This window comes from Oceanobacillus sp. FSL W7-1304 (genome assembly GCF_037969805.1).
GTDB classification, from domain to species: Bacteria; Bacillota; Bacilli; order Bacillales; family Amphibacillaceae; genus Oceanobacillus; species Oceanobacillus profundus.
Genome location: NZ_CP150211.1, coordinates 2038621 through 2062875, shown reverse-complemented (window position 1 = coordinate 2062875; position 24255 = coordinate 2038621). Strand labels below are relative to the sequence as shown.

Genomic DNA, 24255 nt, shown 5'->3' with positions numbered 1-24255 from the left:
CCGCTTTTAGACGATGTTTTAAATTAATATAATCGGTTATTATTGCAAGTAAGTAGAATTTATGATATAGTCGTTGAAATTTTACCTAGCAATAAATTACATCGAAAGGAGAGAATTCGAATGAGAAACGTTACGCTGGAGCAGATTTTTGTTCATCCAATCACACAGAAATATTTGAGTCGATCTGGGATTGCTCATGCGATTGCTGTTGCTGAATATGCATATATGTTTTCAAAAGAGTTTGATGTGAATCCAGATCTAGCAGCAAAGGCAGCATTGTTACATGACATTGGACATTACACATGGTATCGAGATGGTGAATGGGATTATGATCTCTATAAAGAAAATGATATCCATGCGATTAAAGGTGCCAGTCGTGCACATAAGCTGCTTATCCGGATAGGGGAAGATCGACAATCAGCAAAAGAGATTGCTGTTGCTGTCCTCCTTCACACCGATTCGTATTTGCCAAAGGGAGAACTAGAACTAAAGCCACTTCAACAAGTAGTAGCGATGGCAGATGAAGCAGATGAAGAGAACGGTGGCAAGCATCATTATAAAACGATTGAAGGATCTGATGCATTGAAACGAATTCGCGCATTAGATGCACAAATTGACTTGGATTTGCACAAAGAAATGTCATGGATTAGGGAGGTGAGATAATGTTTCCCTTATAATAAGGGGTTGAAAAAAGAAGAAATCCTGTTCCAAGGAAACAGGATTGCAAGATGTGTTCTATTTATCTGCTTCTAAATATTCTTCTAATGTAATAGCTTGTGACATAATTTCTTTTGCTGCTTTTACACCTACATAACGGAGATGCCATGGTTCAAATTGGTAGATTGTTATGTCTTCTTTTCCTTCTGGATACCGGATAATGAATCCGTAATCTGCAGCATTTTCTTTAATCCACTTACCTTCTTCTGTTTCACCAAATTCAATTACTAAATCAAAATCTACTGCTGGACTTGTAACATCCATTGTTAGACCTGATTGATGTTCACTTTCTCCAGGACGAGCACTAAAGTTATTTGCGGCTTCTTCACCATGTGCTTGTACATTTGCTGCAAATATCGAGTCTTGCCTTTCGTAAGAACGATAGCCGGATTGAGCAAAGAGTTCAAGCTCTGCCTCTTCTGCGGCTTGAAATAGCTCTTCCAAGGCTGCAGCTGCAGCTTGACGCATTTGTTTTTTAGGTAGATCCTCTGCAAATGGGAATGGTACATCCGGAATCACAAGATCTTCTGGTATATAATCTTCTGGTAAAGCATGTTCTTTGTTAATCAACCCGAGTTGATCATATGGATTCGCAATAATTTCTGTTCCTGAATTGGTGAAAGCTGGCTCTGCTTTTAGAGGCAACCCTTCACCAGATTTAATGACATCTTTATTTTCAATAAGCTGTTCTAATTGTTGTTTAGTTGGTTCATCATAGATGCCTGATGCGAGTAAGGTATCATGTTGTAACTGAAAATCCGTTATTGCCCATGTTGTCGTTTCGTCATAGTCACCACTTGGATTAAGCTCGTACCCAACTTCATTTAAAGCAAGTTGGAGTTGCTTTACTTTCTCACCTGAATCCTTTTTTTGGAGTGATTCATTAGGGATTTCGGTGAATTCCTCTCTATCTGTTGGATCAGATTCTGAATGTGCAGGTGTTTCTTCAGGATTTTTCGAATCATTACTTGGTTGTTCGGGAGCATTACAAGCTGCCGTAAAGGTTGGTAGCATTAAAATTAGACACATATTTATGATAGGTTTTTTAAACATTAGCATTCTCTCCTTGTGTTTCTGCTGCTAGAGGTTGTTCAAAAAGGCTTTTTGAACACACTACTATTAATCTATGTTTCTACGATGACGAGCAGAAGTAAAAAGCTTCATTCATTTTCTCATACATAATACTTCAAGAGCAATATACGAGGAAAATGCAAATCATTCAGAAAAATCATAGACAGAGAGAGATTTAAAGTTACGTTTCTCTATAAACTTGTGCTTTTAGAGAAAAAAATCAGACCCATCAAGTGGGCCTGACTCTTGCGGACCTAACCGAGCCTCCGCTTTTGTACTTACTTAGCAGCAAACAATTTACTAATTTCGATAATTACATGCGAAGCCTTTTCCATGTTATCTACGGAAATATATTCAAATTTCCCATGGAAGTTCTCCCCGCCTGTAAAGATGTTTGGTGTAGGGAGTCCCATATAAGAGAGCTGTGAACCGTCCGTTCCACCTCGAACTGGCTCGATGATTGGTTCAATTTTTAAGTTTTTCATCGCTTGCTCTGCGATTTCAACAATTTCCTTCACAGGCTCAATTTTTTCTCGCATATTATAATATTGGTCTTTCATTTCTAATCGGATAGCTGTTTCTCCATACTGTGACTTCATCTCATTTACAAATTGCTCTACGGTTGCTTTTCTTGCTTCAAACTTTTCACGATCATGATCACGAATAATGTAGTAAACCTTTGTCTGTTCTACATCGCCATTAACAGAAATAAGATGGTAGAAGCCCTCATAGCCTTCTGTATGTTCTGGTGATTCTTGATCTGGAAATTTGTTAATGAACGCTGCAGCTAATTTACCGGAGTTAACCATTTTATTTTTAGCTGTACCAGGATGAACACTATTACCACGGAAAGTTACTTTAGCTGCCGCTGCATTAAAGCTTTCGTATTGTAATTCACCTAGTGGACCGCCATCTACCGTATAGGCATATGATGCATCAAAACGGGATACATCGAATTTATGAGGTCCTCGACCAATTTCTTCATCTGGTGTGAATGCAATACGGATTCGTCCATGCTCAATTTCAGGATGCTGAATTAAATAGTTCATCGCAGTCATAATCTCTGCAATTCCTGCTTTATTATCTGCTCCAAGTAAGGTTGTACCATCCGTAGTGATTAACGTATGTCCTTTATAGCTTGGTAACTCCGGGAATTCATTTGCAGATAGTACAACATTTAATTCCTGATTTAATACGATATCGTTTCCATCAAATTTCTCTACAATTTGTGGATTGACATTTTTACCAGTGAAGTCTGTAGCAGTATCCACATGTGCCAAAAAGCCGATTGTTGGGACATCTTTATCAGTATTGGATGGAAGGGTAGCCATTAGATAACCGTTTTCATCAACTTCCACATCTTCCATTCCTATTTCCCTTAGTTCATCTGCTAACAGGTTAACAAGCTCAAGCTGGCCTTCTGTAGTCGGTGTTGTTGTAGAATCTTCATTTGATTGTGTATCTATTTTTACATATGTAGTAAAGCGTTTAATAATTTCTTTTTTCATTTTTGTTTGCTCCTTTAGTTTCAATTATGTATATTTTAACATATTAAATAACGGAACTCGAAATAAATAGAAAGAGGAATAAGTGAATTTTTGTCGAAATAAATTTAAAATAGGGTAATAATCATACAAGTGGCTAAATCCTTATTCTCAATATTCTTCATATTACAGAGTATAGGAATATTTGGTAGTAGGGAATCTGTGAGGAGGATAATAATGAAAAATATAATCAGTGTCAGTCGTTTAAAAAAACGGTTAGAAAATGGACAAGATAATACAGTGATTGTTGACGTGCGCTTCCAATTGGAAGATCCAGATGCAGGGAGAAAAATGTATTTAAAAGATCATCTGCCTGAAGCAGTGTATATGGATTTAAATAAGGATTTATCGGATCGTGCAGAAAAGCATGGTGGAAATCATCCGCTTCCCAATTTAGAAATGTTTGCTGCAAAAGTGGGGAACATTGGTATTGATAATGATACGACAGTAGTTATTTATGATCAGGGAAATGAGATGTTTGCTGCAAGACTATGGTGGTTATTGGAAGTGATTGGCCATGATAAGGTATATATTTTAGAGGGGGGTTATCATCGTTGGATAGAGGAAGGCAATAAAGTAACAGACGAAATACCATCCTTAAATGAAAAAGAATTTCATACTGTAATTCGCAATGAAAACACAGTAGATATGGAAGAAGTGAGGAAGAAAACAGAAGACAATGCAGCTGTACTTATTGATTCCAGAGCACCCGAACGCTATCAAGGGAAAACAGAGCCATTGTACCGCAGGGCAGGACATATTCCTGGAGCTGTAAATTATTTTTGGAAGGATTTAGTAGCTGCTGATGGCACATGGAAAAAGGGGGAGGATCTCGAGCGGCATTTCTCTGACCTTTCCAAGGAGGATGAAATTATTGTATCCTGTGGTTCTGGTGTATCAGCATGTCCGAATATTTTGGCGTTGAAATCTGCTGGTTTTAAAAATGTAAAGCTGTATCCAGGGAGTTTCAGTGATTGGATTTCCTATGATGAAAATGAAGTTGAAGTAGATGGATAAAAAGCGGTGTGCATGGGTGACAACAGACCAACTTTATATAGACTATCATGATCATGAATGGGGAAGACCTGTTCATGATGACAGGAAATTATTTGAAATGCTCACGCTGGAAGGTGCGCAAGCAGGATTGAGCTGGATTACAATATTAAAGCGCAGGGAGCATTACCGAGAAGCGTTTGATTATTTTGATGTAAAAAAAATCAGCGTGTACAACGATGCTAAGATTGCGGAGCTTGAGCAAAACGAAGGGATCATTCGTAACAAGCGAAAAATAAGATCCGTAATTACAAATGCACATGCGTTTATCAAGGTTCAAGAAGAATTTGGTTCGTTTGATAACTATATTTGGCGATTTGTTGGAGAAACTCCCATTATAAATGAATGGTTATCGATTGAGGAGGTGCCGGCAATAACACCTGAATCTGAGGAAATGAGTAAGGATTTGAAAAAGCGTGGTTTTACATTTGTTGGACCAACGATTTGCTATGCATTTATGCAAGCAACTGGTATGGTAAATGATCATACGAAGGATTGCTTTTTGGCAGATGCCAAAGCATAAAAACATTCTTATCGGCATAAGCGCAACTAAGGCATTCATCTGAAGACTTGGTAAATGTCAAGTTTTCTAGTATAAAGGCAACTAATATTGAAGCAATACCAATATTTTATATTATGGGAAATAGCTTTTCGTTATAGATAGCAGATTCCTAAAGTAGCAAAGGCAGACTCAATATTAAGTTGCAGTCTGCCTTTATTACACGTATTAAGGGGCTGTAATCCCCCACTAATAAAACGAGTGAAGGTGGAGGATGAACAGTGTTCAAGAGTCTGCAGTTCTCCCTTGCGCTGCTAACATTCAGCGGGAGAGGATAGGTACCCTCCATTGAATGTAGTATCACTTTATATAATACTAGAGTTTAAAGCTAGTTAGCTGTTCATTTAATTGTTCTGCAAGACCGGCAAGCTCATCAGCACTATGGGAAACCTCTTCCATGGAACTAGCTGTCTGTTGTGCAGAAGCTGCTGCTTGCTCAACTCCTGCAGCAGATTCTTCTGATACAGAGGCAATTTCTTCAATAAGATTGTTCATTGCATTACTATTCCCAGCTATGTCTTTTAAATTAGCTGAAATAGAAGTGATTTTTGTTGTCATCGCGGTAACGGCCTCTTTAATGGTGTCGAAGCTTTGTCTCGTTTCTTCTATATGGTCAGATCCTGTCTGAACCTCGTTATATCCTGAAGACAGGGACTCGACAACGTGCTTCGTATCGGACTGGATGGCATTCACGATAGAAGTAATCTCTACTACGGATGTAGCTACTTGTTCCGATAACTTCCTAACCTCATCTGCAACAACAGCGAATCCTTTACCATGCTCGCCAGCTCTAGCAGCTTCAATAGCTGCATTCAATGAAAGCAGGTTGGTCTGGTCTGCAATTTCCTTAATAACAGAAACAAGATTCGAAATTTCCTTTGATTGCTTATCGAGATTTTTCACTCGATCAACCGATTCGGAAACAATTGTGTCAATCCGTTGCATTTGTTGGACAGATTCATTCATTAGTGTTGTTCCATCTGTTGTAAGTGCAAGCACACCCTGTGATGCAGTAGCAATCTCCTGCCCGCTTTTCTCAGATTGAATAACGGTTTTCACAAATTCATTCATGTTTTCCGCGAGGTCAGAGGCACCATTTGCCTGTGTTTCTGCACCAGAAGAAAGTTCCTCCATTGTTAGCGCAATTTGTGTGTTTCCTTCTTTTACTTCGTTAGCTGCTTGTGTCAGTTCTTCACTTCGGCTAGAAACAGCACTACTAGCTGCTGTTACATTTTGTAGTACATGCTGCATATTTTCTTTCATCTGGTTAATGGATGAAGCTAACTGCCCTATTTCATCTTTTCCGCTGTAATTCAGTTTAGCTACGGTTAAGTTACCGTTAGCTACTTCTGAAGTGATTTTAACAATATGCTTTAAGTTGGACGTTACATTTCTGCTTATGAATGTAAAAATAATAATTCCAGCGATGATAGTAGTTATATTTGCAATTAGCAAAATTGTAGTTACGCTTTCCATGCTTCCGATTGCATTTTCCGTCGCTTCGATTTGCTCCGCTTTCATCGTCTCGATAAGACCATCTACAATTTCTACATTACTCGTTCGAAATCTGTACGTTGTCTCGCGTAATGTATTAGCAAGTGTGGCCTGGTCGTTCTCTATATATGTAACAATTTTATCTGTGAAAGTAGAATTAATCGCAGCATCAGATAGAATGAGTTCTTGATACATGGCTCGTTGTTCATCCGTTACCATAAGTGGTTCCATTTGCTCGACAATTGCATTGAACTGGCTTTGATAATTGTCAAAGCCATCAATGTAAACTGCATTTCTCGTTAGTAAATAATCAGCAATTTGAACATCTTTCGCCTGGATGACAGATGATAGCTCTGTTAGTGTATTAACACGGTCAATATATTCATTAGCTGCCTCTACATCTTGCTGACCCTGTTCCAATTGGAAATAAACCAATAGACTTGAACATGCAACTAATAGGATTGTTGCTATAAATGCATATAAATATTTCTTGCCGATTTTGATATTATGCAAAAGAAATCTTCGCTTTCTTCCAATTTTTTGAGCTGATTTCTGTTTCTTTGTTTGTTTAGTTTTTTTCATTTGCATCTCCATCTCCCCCCTAAGTTCCATTTAGTATATCGGTATATAGGTCAAAAGTATGAAGGTAATTATTAAAAAATTTTTACAAGGAAAAAAATTCTAATACACGTAAGGCTTTGGTTCGGAATAATGGTTAATTTAGCATTGGTTAGGTAAAATAGTGATTGTAGACTGATGGAAGGGAAAGATGAGAGATGCAGCATATAACGTTGAATAATGGTATACACATGCCACAGTTAGGTTATGGTGTTTGGAAAGTTCCAAACGAAGAAGTGACAACCCCGGTTGAACAGGCGCTGCAAGCTGGGTACCGTTCGATTGATACAGCTAAAATATATGGGAACGAATCCGGTGTTGGGGAAGCAATTGCAAAGAGTGGTATTGCACGTGAAGAGCTTTTTATCACGACAAAAGTATGGAATAGTGATCACGGTTATGAGAACACGTTAAAGGCATTTGATGCAAGCTTAGGAAGGTTAGGGATTGAATACGTTGATCTGTATCTCATACATTGGCCAGCTCCGAAATTTGACCAATATGTTGAAACATATCAAGCACTAGAAAAGCTCTACAAAGAAGGTCGTGTAAGAGCTATTGGTGTTTGTAATTTCGATATCGAGCATTTGGAACGAATTTTAGAAGTGTGTGAGGTTGTACCAGCAATCAATCAAGTGGAGTGTCATCCATACTTACAGCAAAAGGAATTGCGAGCATTTTGTGAAAAGCATGGGATTAAAGTCGAAGCATACAGTCCACTGATGAATGGTAAAGATGTTTTGGAAAACGATGTTATTAAGGAAATAGCGAAACATCAGGGGAAAACACCTGCACAGACAATTCTTCGCTGGCATCTGCAATCGGATATGGTTGTGATTCCTAAAACAGTAACACCGTCTAGAATGAAGGAGAATCTGGATGTATTTGATTTTGAATTAAATAAAGAAGAAATGGATAAAATTGATCAGCTAGATAAAGGCATTCGTAGTAATGCTGTTCCAAATGAGATGAATAGACGATAATAGAGCAAATCGGCGCATTCGTTATAGCGTCGATTTTTTCTTTATAAAAAGTTGTTCCGATACGCCAGACATGAGAGAGCTCCAATTATGGGATGGCGAAACAAGATCAAAAGGCTAAGCAAGATGAGAAAAGCAGATGGAAGCATATCTCAATACTGTAAGCATCATAAAAAGCGATAAAAGTAGCACCTTTCTTATTTCTAAGGAGGGTGCTTATGTATTGGGATTATTGCAAAGCTGCCTGCAATTCCAAACTATTAGCTATCCAAATACCCGATCTACAGCTTTCTCAAATTCTTGAAAATAATCAGGAGCATTCTCTTTGTTTAATCCAACATACATTTTGGAAGCAATCGATTTGTTATACCATCTTTGCTTTTCTCTGCCAGCGTTAAACTTTTCCCAGACAGCTTCTCCTTGTTCTCTCAAATCCTTTTCTAAACCAAGCAGGTTATCGAGTTTATCTGCGACAACTAAATATTTCACCTCTGGATCAGCATTTTTTATCATATCAATTGTGTGCTGTTTACGCTCTTGCCATGATTTCGATTTATCTTCCGTGTGTGCTGCGACGAGGCGAGATACCTCCGGTCCAAATTCGAGTTCAATATCCTCTAGCTCTACCAGTGTATCCTCCACAACATCATGCAGGTATCCGGCACAAACTAGCTCCTCCCGAAATCCAGCCGCCTCTAGACGTTCAGCTACACGAACAGGATGGGTTATATAGGGGGCATCGGAATTCTTTCGCTTTTGTCCTTCATGTGCTTTTGCTGCGAATTGTTTGGCCTTCTTCTTCAATGTGACTGCCTCCCTGTCAGGATACGGTTTGTTTCTTTTAATATAACATATAATAAAAATAGAATGCGGATATTTAAAAACATGTTGCGTTCTGTCAATTATACCTATTGAAATGATAAGCGTCACTTCGCTTTCTTTTCACCAAGGAAACAAGTAAACTAGAAGGTAACGTCAATTTAAATTTTGCGGGGGTACTTCACATGGAACAAGGAATCAATCAACGTAAGACCGAACATATTCGTCTTTGTCTAACTGGAAATGTTGAAGGAGTTAATAAGTCAACTGGTTTGGAAGGAATCAGTTTTATACATAATGCGTTGCCAGAAATAAACTTTGCTGATATTGCACTGGATACGAGCTTTCTTGGAAAGGATCTAAAAGCACCATTCTTAGTTAGCTCCATGACGGGTGGCTCAGAGCTTGCAACAACGATTAATCAAAACCTGGCATTAGCTGCAGAAGAGAAACGTTGGGTATTTGCAATCGGTTCGACACGAGCCTTCCTAGAGAGTGATACACATAAGGAATCCTTTTTAATTCGCGAACAGGCCCCAACAATACCAATTATTGCTAATATTGGTGCCGTGCAATTTAATTATGGTTATGGTGCCGAGGAATGCCAACGAATTATTGATAAAACAGGTGCAGATTCAATTGTGCTTCATTTAAACAGCCTACAGGAAGCAGTGCAAGATGGTGGAGATTTAAACTTTGAATCACTTCTACCTAAAATTGAACAGGTTTGCAAAACATTAGATAGGCCTGTTGGTGTAAAAGAAGTTGGGTTTGGCATTGATGGTACAGTTGCTGAACAATTATATAATGTTGGAATTTCGTATATTGATGTTGCTGGTGCGGGAGGGACATCCTGGAGTCAGGTGGAAAAATTACGCTCGCGTGATCCACTTCGTAAAGCGGCTGCTGAGGCATTTAATAATTGGGGAATTCCAACAAAGGATTGTATAGTCTCAGTTCGCGGCAAGCTCCCTGAAGTCCCTTTAGTTGCTAGTGGCGGAATGAAAACAGGGGTCGATGCAGCAAAAGCAATTACGATTGGAGCAGATGTGATTGGCTTTGCACGTCATTTGCTGCAGGCCGCAACAGAATCTCCAGAAGCAGTGATTGAAACAATGGAGCAAATTGAACTCGAATTAAAAATGACGATGTTTGGCATTGGCGTGAAAAACTTGACAGAATTAAAAAATACAAAACGCGTCAGTATTATGGGTCAATCTTTATTAGAGGAAAACAGCTGAGACAAAGCTGTTTTCTTTTTTCGATGTCTAGGGAATTAAAAATTTGAATGCTGTGAATAACTTAGTTACCTGGACAGCCATGTCCACGAAGCGCTAAAGCCTCAGCAAGACTCCCTCACCTCATAACACGATAAAGAAGACTTGTCGATTGTCAAGACATGAGGCGTAGTCGCACTTATCCCCTTGCGGTGAAAGCGGGCACCTGACTCCAAGTATAAGGATGGCCGATTAAAACCAGGCTATGCCTAACATCGGCATACCCCTAAAGGGGCATGTTTCCTTTTAGATGAACTTGACTTTCGCCCGTAGAGGAGAAAGTCATCGATCATCTTATACTTTGGAGTGGATCTCCTACGTAAGAATGTTCGACTAGCCGCAGTCTTGAACGCAGTCCCTACGTCGCTACCCGGATGCTTGTGCTTTTCTTCTTTGTTTAAGAGGAAGAGAACTTGAAGGATTTGTTTTTCATGTTTCATTGCTCGCCACAGGGGAATAGTGATGAAAAATGAGGGAGTGATGAATAGTGCCTTGGACATTAAATGATTACCCTTCTTCCATGAAAAACTTGAATGAGCTTACGAGAAAAAAAGCAATTGATATTGCCAATTCTATGGTGGATGAAGGCTATGAAGATGATCGAGCAATCCCAATAGCTATTACGCAAGCAAAGGAATGGCGTGAGAATGCTGAGAAGGATGAGATTGAAGATTATAAGAAGCATGGTAAGCCAACAGAGAGGTCAAAGGAAGGTAAAAAATATGACAGTAATCCAGAGCGTTTGGAAGAAGGCGAGCAAGTGATTGCGCATGAGGATGGCTGGGCAGTGCAATCAAGCGGTGCAAAACGTGCTAGTGAGGTTTTCGATAAGAAGGACGAAGCAGTTAAGCGAGCAAAGGAAATTGCCAAAAATAAAGGCACGTCTTTAACGATTTATAAACAGGATGGTACTGTTCAAGATAAACAAACGTTTCATGAATAAGACATTTAAGTAGATAGGCTAATAATAAAAGGGCTGCCAGAACGGGCAAGCCCTTTATTATAATGTTTGGAAACGTCCTTACCACAGTGCACGAATAACTTCATTCCATGCTTCAATCCCAACCAGAATGAAGCACATTGTTTTTAGATCGTGTGCCGGTATGGTACACTATTTTACAGAAAAGTGAGGTGCTTATAATGAAAATCGAAGTATGGTCCGATTTCGTTTGCCCGTTTTGCTATATCGGAAAACGCAGGCTGGAAAACGCAATGGAAAAATTCCCTCATAAAGAGCAGGTTACACTAGAGTATAAAAGCTATCAGCTTGACCCAACAGCTGAGCATATACCGGGAAAAAACTTCTATGAAACATTTTCTGAATTAAAAGGAATTCCACTTGAGCAAGTTAAAACAATGAATCAACAGGTTGGCCAACAAGCTGCCACTGTAGGATTAAATTATAATTTTGATGATATGAAATATGCAAACACGTTTGACGCCCATCGAGTAGCTAAGTATGCTGAGGAAAAAGGTAAAGGGAAAGAAGTTACCGAACGCTTTCTTCACGCGTATTTTACCGAATCTGAGTTGCTAAGTGATTATGACACACTGATTAAACTTGCAGCTGAGGTAGATTTGGATAAAGAAGAAGTGGAACATGTATTGCAATCGGATAAATATCGAAATAAAGTAAACGAAGATATTGATGTTGCGCGTCAAATTGGTGTCCAGGGAGTACCATTCTTTGTATTCAATGAGAAGTATGCTGTCTCTGGAGCTCAGCCAGCTGAAGTATTTGAAGAAGTGCTAAACAAGGTTTGGGAAGAGGAGCAAGAGAAGCCAATTCTCCAATCGTTAAATCCAGAGAAATCTAAGACATCCTTTTGTACAGATGAGGGATGTAATTAATAAGGTTCAAAAAGTCCGGTAATAATGAAGCATCGAGAGCAGTAGACCTTCGGCTAAGTTCCGACATGTCCTGTGTCGAACGTCGAAGTCAGCATATCGAGTTTAAGCCCGGTACGGGGAACTTACGCGGCCTCGAACTCCGACGCACAGTACGTGCTAGTGTCGGCTTTGTAAAAGGACGTTGCAAATTTAGCTGATCTCGGTTCTTTTTATCCCCCTTTTTGAACGCGCACTAATTAGAGCCTAAATAATTAAAAACATGATGCGATGAACTGCACCTCCAATTGTTAGAGTGTCTCTAACAATGAAGTGCAGTTTTTTTATTTTGTATTCGTAATGCCGATGAATTCAAAAACCTTTAAGTTCGTATGATTTTATTACTATTCGAGGATGGACTAGTGAAGAAACATTGATTTTAAAATGCGTGTCATCTATAATATAATTAATAATGATAATCATTATTAGTTATACAATGAGCGTAACACGAATGTTGTTCAATAATGAAATATCTTTACAAAAACATGTGAAGGCTACAGATAACGTCTTTCCAAAAAGAAGGAGCAGAGGTTAGATGAAACTTCACAGATGAACAGAATCACCTTCCATTGGAAGCGGATTTTTGGAAAGATACGAAAACAATGTTGGTGAGAGAGTTCTTGTGTGCATGTCTAAATTTTAAATATAACATACCATCAGTATATTATTATTGCTGATAATTACTTCACTTATTTAATACTTAAAGAAAGCAGGGCTACGACATGATCGAAATAAAAGGATTGACAAAGAAGTACGGAAATAAATCTATCGTAAAAGATGTATCGGTTCAAATTAAGCCTAACAAAATTACGTCGTTTATAGGGCCAAACGGTGCAGGAAAATCAACGCTACTTTCCATGGTAAGCCGACTGCTAGATTCAGACACTGGAGATGTATTACTAGATAAAAATAATATAAAAAATATGAAATCAAATGAATTCGCTAAGCGTATTGCCATTTTAAGACAAGCAAACTTTTTAAATGTGAAACTAACAATTCGACAATTGGTATCGTTTGGTCGGTATCCATACTCGAAAGGTCGTTTAAATGCTGAGGATAATCGAATCGTCGACCAGGCAATTGAGTATCTGAACTTAACAGATATTCAACATAAATTCTTAGATGAACTGTCTGGGGGTCAAAAGCAACGTGCATTTATTTCCATGGTTATTGCCCAGGACACAGAATATATTTTACTGGATGAGCCATTGAATAATTTGGATATGAAGCATTCTGTACAAATCATGAAAATATTACGCAAGCTTGTCGATGAGCTAGGTAAAACAGTTGTGATTGTATTGCATGATATTAATTTTGCTTCTGTTTATTCAGACCACATCGTAGCTTTAAGAGATGGACGTCTCGTAAAAGATGGGCCAACACACGAAATTATTAATTCAGAGGCATTAAATGAAGTCTATGATATGCATATTCCAGTTCATATGCAAAACGGTTGTCGTTTTTGCGTATACTTTGACTCCCATTAAGATAATTTTAAAAGTAGTTAACAGTTCCGTGCTTCCAGCTGCTAAGTTTAGTCCATAATTGTTTTCTTGTAAATGTCTAAACCGCATACCTTTTAAATGTATAATCTAGGAAAAACATCTTCTCTACGGCAATTTAGCTTCAGGCTGGTGCAGCTAACTGAGAACGATTAACCTAACCATGCGTGCTTCCTTCATAGGTAGCACGCATGTCTATGGTGCGGAACTTAGTTTTTAATCAATTGGTTGTATCTTTTCAGGAAGCTTGTGTTTAAGCGGTTTCTTTCATTGTTTAAGTGACTATTCTCATACGAATCCTTCTGTATCGCATCTGCAATTGAGAATGGGATGGGAATAATTGGATTTTTGAGCTGATGATTTATGCACAAGGTATAAGTTTAAAAAATTTAAGCTTTCAAAATACAGTTGACAACGCTTCTTGATTTGATATACTTTAAATAGATTTATTGAGATTGATTATCAATATCAATTGTGTCGTGTTGCAGCTATGCACTATAGTAAAATGAAATAATAATTCTTTAACTCACGCACTAAAATATAACATAGATATTAATTTCATCAATTCAATAGTCTACTCGTCTATAAAACTTACATAAGGGAAGAGGTAGAAGAAATGAGAAAGTCTAATTTTAAATCAGCATTTATTATAGCTATTATTGCAATTTTTGCTTTGGTGTTGGCAGCTTGCTCAGATTCAGGTAATGATGAAACGGATGAGGGAGCGAATGATTCTGCTGAAACAGAAGAGCAAGCAGATGATTCTGCTGAAGCTGCAACGGTCGAAATCACGGATGCTCATGGAACTGTTACAGTCCCAGTAAATCCAAAGAATGTCGTTGCTTTAGATAATAGAACTTTTGAAACATTATCTGATTGGGGTATTGAATTATCTGCTGCTCCAAAGGATGTAATGCCTGCAGATTTACCATATGTAGCTGATGAATCAGTTCAAAACATTGGAAATCACCGTGAACCAAACCTTGAAGTTATAGCAGCTGTAGACCCTGAAGTTGTAATTGTCGGTCAAAGATTTGCTAGCTATTATGAAGATATAAAAGAATTAGTGCCAAATGCAGCTGTTATTGATCTTAATATTGATGTTTCCGAGGAAGCTGCTACCCCTGGAGAAAACTTGGTAAATGGATTTAAGGATTCTACGTTCGCTTTGGGGCAAATTTTTGATAAAAATGAAGAGGCTGAACAATTGGTAGCTGATTTTGATCAAGCTATCGAAGAAGCTCAGTCTGCATATAACGGGACAGATACAGTCATGAGTGTTATAGTATCTGGTGGAGACATTGCTTTTTCAGCTCCACATTCTGGACGTGTTTGGGGACCGTTGTATGATATTTTTGAATGGACTCCGGCTTTAGAAATTGACCAAGCTTCTGCAGACCACGAAGGTGATGATATTTCTGTTGAAGCTATTGCACAAACCGATCCTGATTGGATTTTCGTACTAGACCGTGATGCTGCGGTATCATCTTCAACTGATGCAGTTCCTGCTCAGGATGTTATCGATAATTCACCTGCTCTTCAAAACACAACTGCCGTTTCTGAAGAACAGTTAGTTTATGCACCAGCAGACACGTATACAAATGAATCAATACAAACTTTTATAAAGTTATTTGAAGATCTTGCAAATACTTTAGCTGAGTAGTATAGAGGAGTATAACTATAGTGCCTAAAAATATAATAAGAATGTTTGGGGCTGAGAACTCTCAGCCCCAACGTTCTAATCATCATAAAGTATGGACGAAACCTTTTATATTAGCAATCATAGTTGTTATTATTCTCGGTATTATTTCAATGTTTACTGGGGTTTATGATATACGGGGACAAGAGGATGGAATGGAAATGTTTTTCATCACTCGTATTCCAAGAACAGCTGCATTAATGTTAACTGGAGCTGCAATGGCAATGGCAGGACTCGTAATGCAACTTATTACACAGAACCGCTTAGTTGAACCAACTACAACTGGAACAATTGAATGGGCAGGCTTGGGATTGATTTTTGCTTATTTATTATTCCCGGCGCCAACTTTAGTCCAAAGAATGACTGCGGCAATCATTTTTTCCTTTATTGGAACGATGGTTTTCTTTTTGTTTTTAAGAAGAGTTAAACTTCGTTCGTCTTTAATTGTCCCGATTATTGGGATAATGCTAGGAGCGGTCATTTCTGCAATTTCCACTTTTGTTGGGCTCGCTTTTCAAATGTCACAAAATGTTGAAACCTGGTTTGTAGGTTCTTTTGCATCGATTCAAGTTGGAAGATATGAATATTTATGGCTGATTGTTGTCATTACTATTTTTATTTTTATCTATGCTGATAGATTGACTTTAGCTGGATTAGGAGAAGATGTTACAACAAGTCTAGGAGTAAGCTATAATAAGATTGTTCTTATTGGTACGGGTCTTATTGCTGTGGCAGTTGGAATTGTCGCAGCTGTTATTGGAAATTTACCTTTTTTAGGTTTAATAGTACCAAATATTGTTTCCATGTTTAGAGGTGATGATCTTAGGAGTAATTTGCCTTGGGTATGTGTGTCCGGGATGGGTGCTCTAACCATTTCTGATATAATATCCAGGACAATTATAATGCCATTTGAAGTACCTGTCTCTTTGATACTTGGAACAGTGGGCGCAGTCGTATTTATTGTAATTTTATTAAGAAGAAGGAGGCTAGGATAACAAATTGGAATATACGAATAAAAAAAATGTCAAAATTGTTTCTAGCCTTCCTAATAAGAATAGAGCAGCTAAAGCTTTTCGTTCTAAGAAGGAGGAAAAGCGTTATTGGATATTGTTGATAACGTTGATTGGATTAGGTGTTCTTTCTTCATACGGACTTTTAGTTTATAACAATCCAGTTCCAGTAGATTCCCCTTCCTTTATCCCAGTCGTTGAAAGAAGAATGGTAGCTATTGTTGCAATGATTATTGCTGCGATTTGTCAAAGCCTGGCGACGGTTGCTTTCCAATCGGTTACGAATAATCGGGTAATCACTCCTTCACTTTTAGGATTTGAAGCACTTTACTCCACCATACATACGGGTACAATGTTTTTCTTTGGTGCCAGCGTATTTATAGGTTATAGTGGCACTGGACCATTTTTATTGCAAGTGGTTGTTATGGTCTTAATGTGTTTGATACTTTATGGATGGTTGCTATCCGGAAAGTATGGAAATTTACAGCTTATGCTATTGGTTGGAATCATTATTGGTACAGGTTTAAGGTCTTTGTCAACTTTCATGAGAAAACTGCTTGCACCGGCTGAATTTGATATTTTGCAGGCAAAATTGTTTGGTTCTGTCAATAATGCGGACCCAGAGTATTTTTCTATTGCGATTCCAATCGTAATAATTGTTGCATTACTTCTTCTTGCTTATTCAAAAAATTTAAATGTATTATCACTTGGAAAGAATATTTCTACATCTTTGGGAGTAAATCATCAATTTAGTATCATTTATGTTCTTGTATTAGTTTCCATTTTGATGTCAGTCTCAACGGCTTTGGTTGGACCACTTACTTTCTTTGGGTTTTTGGTTGCAACGTTGAGTTATCAGCTGGCGCCAACTTATGATCATAGATATATTTTCCCAATGGCTCTTGCAACCGGATTTTTGATACTAACTGGTTCATATTTTATCATGAATCATGTATTTAACGCGCAAGGTGTAGTTTCAATTATTATCGAAATCGTTGGTGGATTAACATTCTTAATTATAATTTTAAAGAGAAAGACTTTATAATAATTTGAGTTTACGATGTACTTTTATATCCTCATCTGTTAAAGGCCGTGTGTGATTGCCTTCAACAGATCGGAGGGTATTTTTTTGCTATCTGTCTTAGGAAAAGAGATCGTCGAGAGCCTTTCTCTACCTTTCAAAGCAAAAGTAAGTAATTTTTGTTATGGAAATGTAAATAAACGCTTTAAACCCTGCTACAATAGCAATTACTGAATTAACAGCTATTTTGTTTCCACTTGAAATCATATATAGATGTGTGGTTGAATGGAAGAAGACTTAATAGAAGCGAGGGAGTCCATTATGAAAAAGTTAAGTGTGCTATCACTGGCGTTCTTAGTCATCATCATGCTAGCTGCATGTGGGAATGATGAGACGAAGGAAAATGAAAATACAGAAGGCGACACTTCAGAACAACCTGCTGCACAACAGGAATTAGAATTTACGGATGAAGAAAAACTGGATGAAAAAACTCCGGTTGCTGTTGTTAATGGAGAAGAAATTTCAGGATCGGATTATAACCCGATATATACACAAGTAAAATCAACAATGTATCAATATGGACAAGATGTAAGTAATCTTGATATGATCAAAGATCAGACTGTATCCATCCTTGTTGAACAGACTCTTATTAAACAGGATGCCGAAAATGAAGGTATCAAAGTGACAGATGAAGAAGTACAAGAAGAACTAGTTAGTATTAAGGAAACAAGTGGTGAAGACCAATTTACCACTCTCTTGGAACAGTTACAATTGTCAGAGGATGAGTTCAAAGAGCAGCTCACGGGTGAGTTAGTAACAAGAAAGTATATGGATTCGGAATTTGAAGTAGAAGTGACAGACAAGGAAGTACAAGAGTACTATGATCAGCTAAAAGAGCAAAATGGAGAAATTGGTAAGCTAGAAGAAGTTGAAGGACAAATTAAAGATGTGCTTACAAATGAAAAGCAAAGTGAGCAACTGCGGACAAGAATTGATGAATTGAAAGAAAACGCAGAAGTTGAGAATGTATTGTAAAAGAAAAGCATCGCATCTTTTAGTAAATGGTTTCGTTTTGAGGTGCATATTAGTTAAATGACAAGCTAAATGGCATACGAATTGACGTATGCCATTTTATTGTTATATCAAGGTATAGATTATATATTATGTTGTTTTGACACTCAAATATTCAATGTTTTTCAACCAGAGATATTGTACGGAAAATACGAATATTGGAATGGCAACACTTCTCAATCTGTGCATAAAATAGAAAATAAAAGTGTTACAATTGAGTAAGACGAATTGAAAGAGCATACGGATTTAAATTATAGTATCGTATCGAGCATTTTGAAAAATTGTGCCATCTGTTCATCTGTGCCAATCGTAACCCGAACATGGTTATCAATCATAGGTACCTTAAAGTATCGAATAAGTATATCTTTTTCTTTTAAAGCTGTATATAACTCCCCTGCGTCTTTGTTAGGATGTGTTGCAAAAATAAAATTTGTTTGGGAGGGCAGGACAGTAAATCCGCGTTTTTCCATTTCAACAATGGTCCATTCCCTTGTTCGAATTATTTTCTCTGTCGTCTCGTTAAAATAAGACACATCAGCCATAGCAGCTTCTGCTCCAGCAATAGCCAATCGATCGACTGTATAGGAATTCACTGAGTCTTTAATGCGGGTCAATCCTTCAATTAGATTCGGGTGACCTAACGCAAATCCGACCCGCAGTCCGGCCAAGGATCTCGATTTGGACATGGTTTGAATAACAAGCAGATTTTCATAGGAATTGATTAAGGAAACAGCAGATTCTGCTGCAAAGTCGATATATGCTTCATCCACAATGACAACTTGTTCAGGGTTGTTATCCAAGATTTTCTTTACCGTATCAATTTCCATATAAATACTGGTTGGCGCATTTGGATTTGGAAAAATAACGCCTCCATCTGATTGGTAGAAATCCTCTATCGGTATCGTAAAATCATCCTGAAGGGCAATTTCCTCGGCTGGAATACCGAATAGCTTCGCATATACGGGATAAAAGCTATATGAAATAGCTGGATAGCGAATGGCTTTGTTACTATCAAAAAAAGCCATAAACGAAAAGGCAAGAACTTCATCTGATCCATTTCCAACGAAAACATTTTCCTTGGATAAGGAATTGAGTGCTGCGATAACCTCCCTTAATTTGTCTGTTGTTGGTGAAGGATAGAGATTTAATGTTTGTTCACTTTCTTTTTGGATTGCCTGTATAACTTTTGGTGATGGACCATACGGATTCTCATTCGTATTAAATTTAATTACATTAGCACGATTGATTTGCTCCCCAGGGATATAGGGGGTACATCGCTTTGCCATGTCGCTCCAAAATTTACTCACGATTTTGACCTTCCTTTTGAATATGTCTTTTCACTAATTCGTTTTTTATATCGGAAAGGGATACATCCATAAGTTCCATCAATACGAGTGTATGATACGTAAGATCAGCTATTTCGCTAGTAAGCTCTTGTTTATCGTTATTCTTTGCCCCGATAATGACTTCTGACGTTTCTTCTCCGACCTTTTTAAGCACTTTATCGATCCCTTTTTCAAAAAGATATGATGTGTACGTACCGTCAACAGGATTATCGCGGCGATCCTTAATTTTCGCAATTACGCTATGGACGATATCGTGTGCCGGGATATTATTTGTATAAAGTTCATTGTAGAAACAGGATTCATTACCGGTATGGCATGCTGGTCCGAGCGGATTAACCTGAACCAATAATGCATCCGCGTCACAATCATAAGAAATTCTTATGATTTGCTGTTTATTTCCGGATGTTTCTCCTTTATTCCATAGCTTCTGTCGCTTTCTTGAGAAAAACCATGTTTCATTGGTTTGGATTGTTTTGTTTAATGCATCCTGGTTCATATATGCTAATGTTAAGACGTTTCCTGTCCCTGCGTCTTGTACAATGGCAGGGATTAAGCCATTATCATCAAAGACAAGCTGTTCGATATTTACTCTCATTTTCTTTCCCTCCTGACGATAATATTATTTTCCTGAAGATAGATCTTGAGGTCAGGTATTTGAATCTCATCATAGTGAAATACAGATGCAGCAAGTGCCGCATCCGCACCTTGCTCTAATACAGCAAGAAAATGCTCTTTTATACCAGCTCCACCGCTTGCAACAATTGGAATATTAACGGTATCGGCAATAGTTTTGGTTAATGAAATATTATAGCCATCTTTCTCCCCGTCTGAATCCATTGCATTAATGACAAGTTCTCCAGCACCAAGCTCTTCTCCTTGCTTGGCCCATTGAATGGCATCTATTCCCGTATCGTAACGACCACCTTTTGTAAAAACGTTCCACTGATTTGGTGCTACTTCCTTTGCATCAATCGATAAGACAATGCACTGGCTGCCAAATTTCAAAGCGGCATCCTTGATAAGTTGCGGATTTGTTACAGCTGCACTATTGATAGATACTTTATCTGCTCCGGAGCGGAGAACTTGATGGATATCCTCAACCGTTCGTATGCCACCACCAACTGTAAATGGAATTGCGATCTCTTTGGCAACTTGCTCAACGACATCGAGAAATATATCGCGTTCTTCATTGGATGCTGTAATATCATAAAAAACAAGTTCATCAGCGCCGGCTTCGTTATATCTTTTGGCTAATGCCACTGGGTCATCAACATCCTGGATATTTTGAAATTTTTTTCCCTTTACCACCCGTCCTTTATCAACATCGAGACAAGGGATAATTCGTTTAGCGAGCATAGAAATCTTCCTCCGTTAACGATTCAAAATTCAATGTGCCGTCGTATAATGCTTTGCCTATAATCGCACCATACATGTTCAGTGATTTTAGCTTGCGTATATCTTCCTCTGTTGAAACACCACCAGATGCAATGACATCCATGCTTGTTGCTTCATTCACAGCTTGCAGCTCTTCAAAATTCGGTCCTTGCATCATGCCATCCTTCATGATGTCCGTGTAGACAATTGTTTTAACGCCAATCTGTTCAAGTTCAGCGATAAGATCGATGGCTTTGACGGTACTTGTTTCTGTCCAACCATCTGTAGCGACATAGCCATTCCGCGCATCAATGGAAACGGCGATTCGAGATCCGAACTTTTCCACGGCCTCTTTTAAAAAGGCTTTGTCGTTAATAGCTGCTGTACCAATAATCACGCGAGCGATGCCTGCAGCAAGGTAACCTTCTATCGTATCAAGTGAACGAATGCCTCCACCGACCTGAACAGGGATTTCCGTTTGTTTGGCGATTGCTTTAATGGCGTCTTGATTTAAGGAGTCACCAGTTTTAGCACCGTCTAGGTCAACCGTATGCAGGTATGCTGCTCGCTTTTTCTCCCATTGTAAAGCCATATCCGTTGGGGAATTGCCATAGATTTTTTCTTTGTTATAATCCCCTTGGATAAGGCGCACACAATTTCCGCCGCGAATATCAATTGCAGGGAATAAAATCATGAAATCATCTCCTCGTAGTTTGCAAGTAATTGAATGCCGATATCACCGCTTTTTTCCGGATGGAATTGCATACCTGTAATATTCCCTTGCTGGACAATAGCAGGAATGCGGCCACCATATTCGGTGCTGCCAACAAGTGTAGCTTCCTCCAATTCCTCGACGGCATAGGAATGAACAAAATAAACGTAAAAATCATCTGGTAGATGTAGAGTTAACAAACTTTTATTATGCTTTGTAATGGTATTCCACCCCATATGCGGGACTTTGACCGTTTCCTTAATCCGACTGACATTCCCTTTTAGTAGCCCGAGACCATCCCAATCGCCATCCTCATAGCTTTTGTCATAAAATAACTGCATGCCGAGACAGATGCCGAGTATTGGTTTTCCAGCTTGAACCTCTTGTTTAATTACATCTGATAATCCTATTTTCTTGATTGCATCCATTGCATCCTTAAAGGCGCCTACACCAGGAAGAATGATTGAAGAAGCATTCCTGATTACTTGTGGATCGGTTGTTAATACTGATTCCTTATTTAGTTTTGCAAGCGCAAATTGTAGGCTTTTAATATTTCCAGCACCATAGTCAATGATTGCGATCATCTTGTTTCTTCCTTTCCGTTAAAAATCTCCTGTCTGTTAGTCTCTCTTTATTTATAAGCTGCCCTTTGTGGAAGGGATTCCTTTCACTCGTGGATTTAATATCGTCGCTTGATCTAATGCACGACCGAAGCCTTTGAAAATGGACTCAATCATATGGTGAGTGTTATTTCCATAAGCCAGGTTAATATGAAGTGTTACCTTGGCATTGCTAACAAATGCTTGGAAAAATTCCTCGACAAGCTCGGTATCGAAATCACCGACTTTATCTTTTAGTCCTTCTACGTTGTATACGAAGTAGGGGCGTCCGCTAATGTCTAAGGAAATAGTTGACAGAGCCTCATCCATAGGCGTTGTTACCGTTGCATATCTTGTAATTCCTTCTTTATTCCCTAAAGCCTGCTGAAATGCTTGACCCAATGCAATACCAATATCCTCAACAGAGTGATGCTGATCGACTTCTAAATCCCCATTACATGTGACTGCTAAATCAAATAAACCGTGCTTTGTCAGTAACAAAAGCATATGGTCTAAAAAACCGACACCTGATCGGATAGTGGCATTCCCAGTTCCATCAATGGTTAAGTCTAACTCGATGGATGTTTCGGCTGTTGATCTTTCAATTTTTGCTTTACGCATTCGGGTCATCCTTTCTAATCTGAATGGAATTGGCATGGGCAGTGAGCCCCTCCACTGTAGCGATTTTGATAATTGAATCAGTAGCTTGCAGCAGTGCCTCTTCGGAATAACTAATAATGCTCGATTTTTTCATGAAATCATATACACCAAGTGGGGAGGCGAATTTTGCCGTCCCATTCGTTGGCAGGGTATGATTTGGACCTGCAAAATAATCTCCTAATGGTTCTGGTGAATAATTTCCGAGAAAGATCGCGCCAGCGTTTTTAATATTAGAAAGACTATCATATGGTTTTTCAATCATTAGCTGTAAATGCTCTGGTGCAATTTCATTTACAACAGAAAAAGCTTCTTTTAGATTCGCTGTGACGATTATTTTTCCATTTTGCTTTAGTGATTGTGTAATTATTTCGCTTCGTTCAAGTACGTTTGTTTGCTTTTCAACCTCTGCTAGAATTTGTTCGGCCAATGCTTCACTCGTTGTAATGCAAATGGAGCTTGCCAATTCATCGTGCTCTGCTTGTGAAAGTAAATCGGCTGCAACAAAGCTCGGTGGGGCAGTCTGATCTGCAACAATGCAGATTTCACTAGGTCCTGCAATCATATCAATCGCTACATCCCCATAAACCCATTTTTTTGCTCTTGCCACAAAGGCATTTCCGGGACCAACGATTTTGGCGACCTTTTCAATTGTTTCTGTCCCATAGGCCAATGCAGCAATAGCTTGTGCCCCACCAACCTTATAAATCGTGTCAACTCCCACAAGCTGTGCAGCAACAAGTACGTGAGGATTAATCTTTCCATTCGCTTGTGGAGGTGTTGTAAGTACGATTTTCTCTACACCAGCAATTTTGGCGGGGATGACATCCATTAACACCGTGGAAGGATAGGCTGCTTTTCCCCCTGGAACATACACACCAACTTTTTCAATCGGGGTTACCTTTTGGCCGAGTAAGATACCAGGTGCTTTATTCACAAACCAGGATTGTTCCTTTTGTTCTTTATGAAATGCTTCAATATTTTCCTTGGCTTGCTTTAAAGCATCAAGAAATCCAGCATCTACTTGTTTTTTTGCCTCCAGTAATTCCTCCTCAGATACGATGAGGGAATCTAATACTACATGGTCAAATTTATTCGTGTATCGATATAATGCTTCATCTCCATCTTTTCGAACCCCGCTAATAATTTCTAGCACATCTTGGTCAAGCTCTTGTTCCTTCAGCTGATCTGAAGTACTAGCTTTATAAACCTGTAAAAATTCCTCTTTTGTTTGTATGTTCATTG

23 protein-coding genes are annotated in these 24255 nt (G+C 38.5%); 12 read left to right on the top strand and 11 right to left on the bottom strand.

Going from position 1 to position 24255, the window contains the following annotated elements; all coding sequences use genetic code 11:
* Positions 1-120: 120 nt before the first annotated feature.
* The gene (locus tag NYE61_RS10445) at positions 121-663 is read left to right on the top strand and encodes an HD domain-containing protein (RefSeq protein WP_095311686.1); all 543 of its coding nucleotides are present in this window, start codon (positions 121-123) and stop codon (positions 661-663) included.
* Between the two features lie 72 nt (positions 664-735).
* On the opposite strand, the gene NYE61_RS10440 is transcribed toward NYE61_RS10445, so the two are convergent.
* A complete protein-coding gene (locus tag NYE61_RS10440) occupies positions 736-1770 on the bottom strand; it encodes a D-alanyl-D-alanine carboxypeptidase family protein (protein WP_095311687.1) in 1035 nt (344 codons plus the stop codon).
* Between the two features lie 296 nt (positions 1771-2066).
* Positions 2067-3296, bottom strand: a complete 1230-nt coding sequence (gene pepT / locus NYE61_RS10435; RefSeq protein WP_251660336.1) for a peptidase T — start codon at positions 3294-3296, stop codon at positions 2067-2069.
* Positions 3297-3509: 213 nt separating this feature from the next.
* Between pepT and NYE61_RS10430 the strand changes: the two genes are divergently transcribed.
* Both NYE61_RS10430 and NYE61_RS10425 read left to right on the top strand, forming a co-directional pair.
* Complete coding sequence (locus NYE61_RS10430; protein WP_303449130.1) at positions 3510-4349, top strand: sulfurtransferase; 840 nt, start codon at positions 3510-3512, stop codon at positions 4347-4349.
* Complete coding sequence (locus NYE61_RS10425; protein ID WP_303449127.1) at positions 4342-4908, top strand: DNA-3-methyladenine glycosylase I; 567 nt, start codon at positions 4342-4344, stop codon at positions 4906-4908. Before NYE61_RS10430 ends, NYE61_RS10425 begins: the two co-directional genes overlap by 8 nt.
* Positions 4909-5259: 351 nt before the next feature.
* Here NYE61_RS10425 and NYE61_RS10420 read toward each other — a convergent pair whose 3' ends face one another.
* Positions 5260-7026 carry a methyl-accepting chemotaxis protein gene (locus tag NYE61_RS10420; protein ID WP_240033803.1) on the bottom strand — a complete coding sequence of 589 codons (1767 nt, stop codon included), beginning with the start codon at positions 7024-7026 and terminating at the stop codon, positions 5260-5262.
* Between the two features lie 188 nt (positions 7027-7214).
* On the opposite strand from NYE61_RS10420, the gene NYE61_RS10415 reads away from it, so the two are divergent.
* A complete protein-coding gene (locus tag NYE61_RS10415; RefSeq protein WP_251660342.1) occupies positions 7215-8039 on the top strand; it encodes an aldo/keto reductase in 825 nt (274 codons plus the stop codon).
* 261 nt (positions 8040-8300) lie between these two features.
* Here NYE61_RS10415 and NYE61_RS10410 read toward each other — a convergent pair whose 3' ends face one another.
* The gene (locus NYE61_RS10410; protein ID WP_251660344.1) at positions 8301-8840 is read right to left on the bottom strand and encodes an HD domain-containing protein; all 540 of its coding nucleotides are present in this window, start codon (positions 8838-8840) and stop codon (positions 8301-8303) included.
* A gap of 200 nt (positions 8841-9040) precedes the next feature.
* Between NYE61_RS10410 and fni the strand changes: the two genes are divergently transcribed.
* The 8 genes from fni to NYE61_RS10370 all read left to right on the top strand — a co-directional run bounded on the left by fni (position 9041) and on the right by NYE61_RS10370 (position 18286).
* A complete protein-coding gene (gene fni, locus NYE61_RS10405; RefSeq protein WP_095311700.1) occupies positions 9041-10096 on the top strand; it encodes a type 2 isopentenyl-diphosphate Delta-isomerase in 1056 nt (351 codons plus the stop codon).
* Positions 10097-10619: 523 nt separating this feature from the next.
* Positions 10620-11075 (top strand): DUF2188 domain-containing protein, encoded by a 456-nt coding sequence (locus NYE61_RS10400; protein WP_095311704.1) that lies wholly within the window; start codon positions 10620-10622, stop codon positions 11073-11075.
* Between the two features lie 197 nt (positions 11076-11272).
* Positions 11273-11983, top strand: a complete 711-nt coding sequence (locus NYE61_RS10395; RefSeq protein ID WP_303449118.1) for a DsbA family oxidoreductase — start codon at positions 11273-11275, stop codon at positions 11981-11983.
* A gap of 758 nt (positions 11984-12741) precedes the next feature.
* On the top strand, positions 12742-13506 hold the full coding sequence (locus NYE61_RS10390; protein ID WP_095311708.1) for an ATP-binding cassette domain-containing protein: 765 nt from the start codon (positions 12742-12744) through the stop codon (positions 13504-13506).
* A 631-nt stretch (positions 13507-14137) separates the two neighbouring features.
* On the top strand, positions 14138-15184 hold the full coding sequence (locus tag NYE61_RS10385; RefSeq protein ID WP_339317430.1) for a siderophore ABC transporter substrate-binding protein: 1047 nt from the start codon (positions 14138-14140) through the stop codon (positions 15182-15184).
* A 41-nt stretch (positions 15185-15225) separates the two neighbouring features.
* The gene (locus tag NYE61_RS10380; protein ID WP_118889773.1) at positions 15226-16215 is read left to right on the top strand and encodes an iron chelate uptake ABC transporter family permease subunit; all 990 of its coding nucleotides are present in this window, start codon (positions 15226-15228) and stop codon (positions 16213-16215) included.
* 4 nt (positions 16216-16219) lie between these two features.
* Entirely contained in the window at positions 16220-17275 is a 1056-nt protein-coding gene (locus tag NYE61_RS10375; protein ID WP_095311712.1) for an iron chelate uptake ABC transporter family permease subunit, read from the top strand.
* Between the two features lie 297 nt (positions 17276-17572).
* Entirely contained in the window at positions 17573-18286 is a 714-nt protein-coding gene (locus NYE61_RS10370; protein WP_095311714.1) for a SurA N-terminal domain-containing protein, read from the top strand.
* Between the two features lie 287 nt (positions 18287-18573).
* On the opposite strand, the gene hisC is transcribed toward NYE61_RS10370, so the two are convergent.
* From hisC to hisD, 7 genes are read right to left on the bottom strand one after another with little or no spacing between them, the layout of a single operon-like run.
* The gene (gene hisC / locus NYE61_RS10365) at positions 18574-19629 is read right to left on the bottom strand and encodes a histidinol-phosphate transaminase (protein WP_339317425.1); all 1056 of its coding nucleotides are present in this window, start codon (positions 19627-19629) and stop codon (positions 18574-18576) included.
* On the bottom strand, positions 19622-20263 hold the full coding sequence (gene hisIE, locus NYE61_RS10360; protein WP_251660352.1) for a bifunctional phosphoribosyl-AMP cyclohydrolase/phosphoribosyl-ATP diphosphatase HisIE: 642 nt from the start codon (positions 20261-20263) through the stop codon (positions 19622-19624). The genes hisC and hisIE overlap by 8 nt, the downstream gene beginning before the upstream one ends.
* On the bottom strand, positions 20260-21024 hold the full coding sequence (gene hisF, locus NYE61_RS10355) for an imidazole glycerol phosphate synthase subunit HisF (RefSeq protein ID WP_303449116.1): 765 nt from the start codon (positions 21022-21024) through the stop codon (positions 20260-20262). Before hisF ends, hisIE begins: the two co-directional genes overlap by 4 nt.
* The gene (gene hisA / locus NYE61_RS10350; RefSeq protein WP_251660356.1) at positions 21014-21736 is read right to left on the bottom strand and encodes a 1-(5-phosphoribosyl)-5-[(5-phosphoribosylamino)methylideneamino]imidazole-4-carboxamide isomerase; all 723 of its coding nucleotides are present in this window, start codon (positions 21734-21736) and stop codon (positions 21014-21016) included. Before hisA ends, hisF begins: the two co-directional genes overlap by 11 nt.
* Complete coding sequence (gene hisH / locus NYE61_RS10345) at positions 21733-22338, bottom strand: imidazole glycerol phosphate synthase subunit HisH (protein ID WP_251660358.1); 606 nt, start codon at positions 22336-22338, stop codon at positions 21733-21735. The genes hisA and hisH overlap by 4 nt, the downstream gene beginning before the upstream one ends.
* A 51-nt stretch (positions 22339-22389) precedes the next feature.
* Positions 22390-22974, bottom strand: coding sequence for an imidazoleglycerol-phosphate dehydratase HisB (gene hisB, locus NYE61_RS10340; RefSeq protein WP_095311725.1), 585 nt, complete (start codon positions 22972-22974; stop codon positions 22390-22392).
* On the bottom strand, positions 22967-24253 hold the full coding sequence (gene hisD, locus NYE61_RS10335) for a histidinol dehydrogenase (RefSeq protein WP_095311726.1): 1287 nt from the start codon (positions 24251-24253) through the stop codon (positions 22967-22969). Before hisD ends, hisB begins: the two co-directional genes overlap by 8 nt.
* Between the last annotated feature and the right edge of the window lie 2 nt (positions 24254-24255).

Coding starts and splice junctions, on each gene's coding strand:
- NYE61_RS10380 (WP_118889773.1), top strand. CDS start 15,226: ATGTTTGGGGCTGAGAACTCTCAGCCCCAACGTTCTAATCATCATAAA.
- NYE61_RS10370 (WP_095311714.1), top strand. CDS start 17,573: ATGAAAAAGTTAAGTGTGCTATCACTGGCGTTCTTAGTCATCATCATG.
- NYE61_RS10390 (WP_095311708.1), top strand. CDS start 12,742: ATGATCGAAATAAAAGGATTGACAAAGAAGTACGGAAATAAATCTATC.
- hisD (WP_095311726.1), bottom strand. CDS start 24,253: ATGAACATACAAACAAAAGAGGAATTTTTACAGGTTTATAAAGCTAGT.
- hisA (WP_251660356.1), bottom strand. CDS start 21,736: ATGATTTTATTCCCTGCAATTGATATTCGCGGCGGAAATTGTGTGCGC.
- NYE61_RS10395 (WP_303449118.1), top strand. CDS start 11,273: ATGAAAATCGAAGTATGGTCCGATTTCGTTTGCCCGTTTTGCTATATC.
- NYE61_RS10420 (WP_240033803.1), bottom strand. CDS start 7,026: ATGCAAATGAAAAAAACTAAACAAACAAAGAAACAGAAATCAGCTCAA.
- NYE61_RS10440 (WP_095311687.1), bottom strand. CDS start 1,770: ATGTTTAAAAAACCTATCATAAATATGTGTCTAATTTTAATGCTACCA.
- NYE61_RS10445 (WP_095311686.1), top strand. CDS start 121: ATGAGAAACGTTACGCTGGAGCAGATTTTTGTTCATCCAATCACACAG.
- pepT (WP_251660336.1), bottom strand. CDS start 3,296: ATGAAAAAAGAAATTATTAAACGCTTTACTACATATGTAAAAATAGAT.
- hisB (WP_095311725.1), bottom strand. CDS start 22,974: ATGCGTAAAGCAAAAATTGAAAGATCAACAGCCGAAACATCCATCGAG.
- NYE61_RS10385 (WP_339317430.1), top strand. CDS start 14,138: ATGAGAAAGTCTAATTTTAAATCAGCATTTATTATAGCTATTATTGCA.
- hisH (WP_251660358.1), bottom strand. CDS start 22,338: ATGATCGCAATCATTGACTATGGTGCTGGAAATATTAAAAGCCTACAA.
- fni (WP_095311700.1), top strand. CDS start 9,041: ATGGAACAAGGAATCAATCAACGTAAGACCGAACATATTCGTCTTTGT.
- hisF (WP_303449116.1), bottom strand. CDS start 21,024: ATGCTCGCTAAACGAATTATCCCTTGTCTCGATGTTGATAAAGGACGG.
- NYE61_RS10415 (WP_251660342.1), top strand. CDS start 7,215: ATGCAGCATATAACGTTGAATAATGGTATACACATGCCACAGTTAGGT.
- NYE61_RS10425 (WP_303449127.1), top strand. CDS start 4,342: ATGGATAAAAAGCGGTGTGCATGGGTGACAACAGACCAACTTTATATA.
- hisIE (WP_251660352.1), bottom strand. CDS start 20,263: ATGAGAGTAAATATCGAACAGCTTGTCTTTGATGATAATGGCTTAATC.
- NYE61_RS10430 (WP_303449130.1), top strand. CDS start 3,510: ATGAAAAATATAATCAGTGTCAGTCGTTTAAAAAAACGGTTAGAAAAT.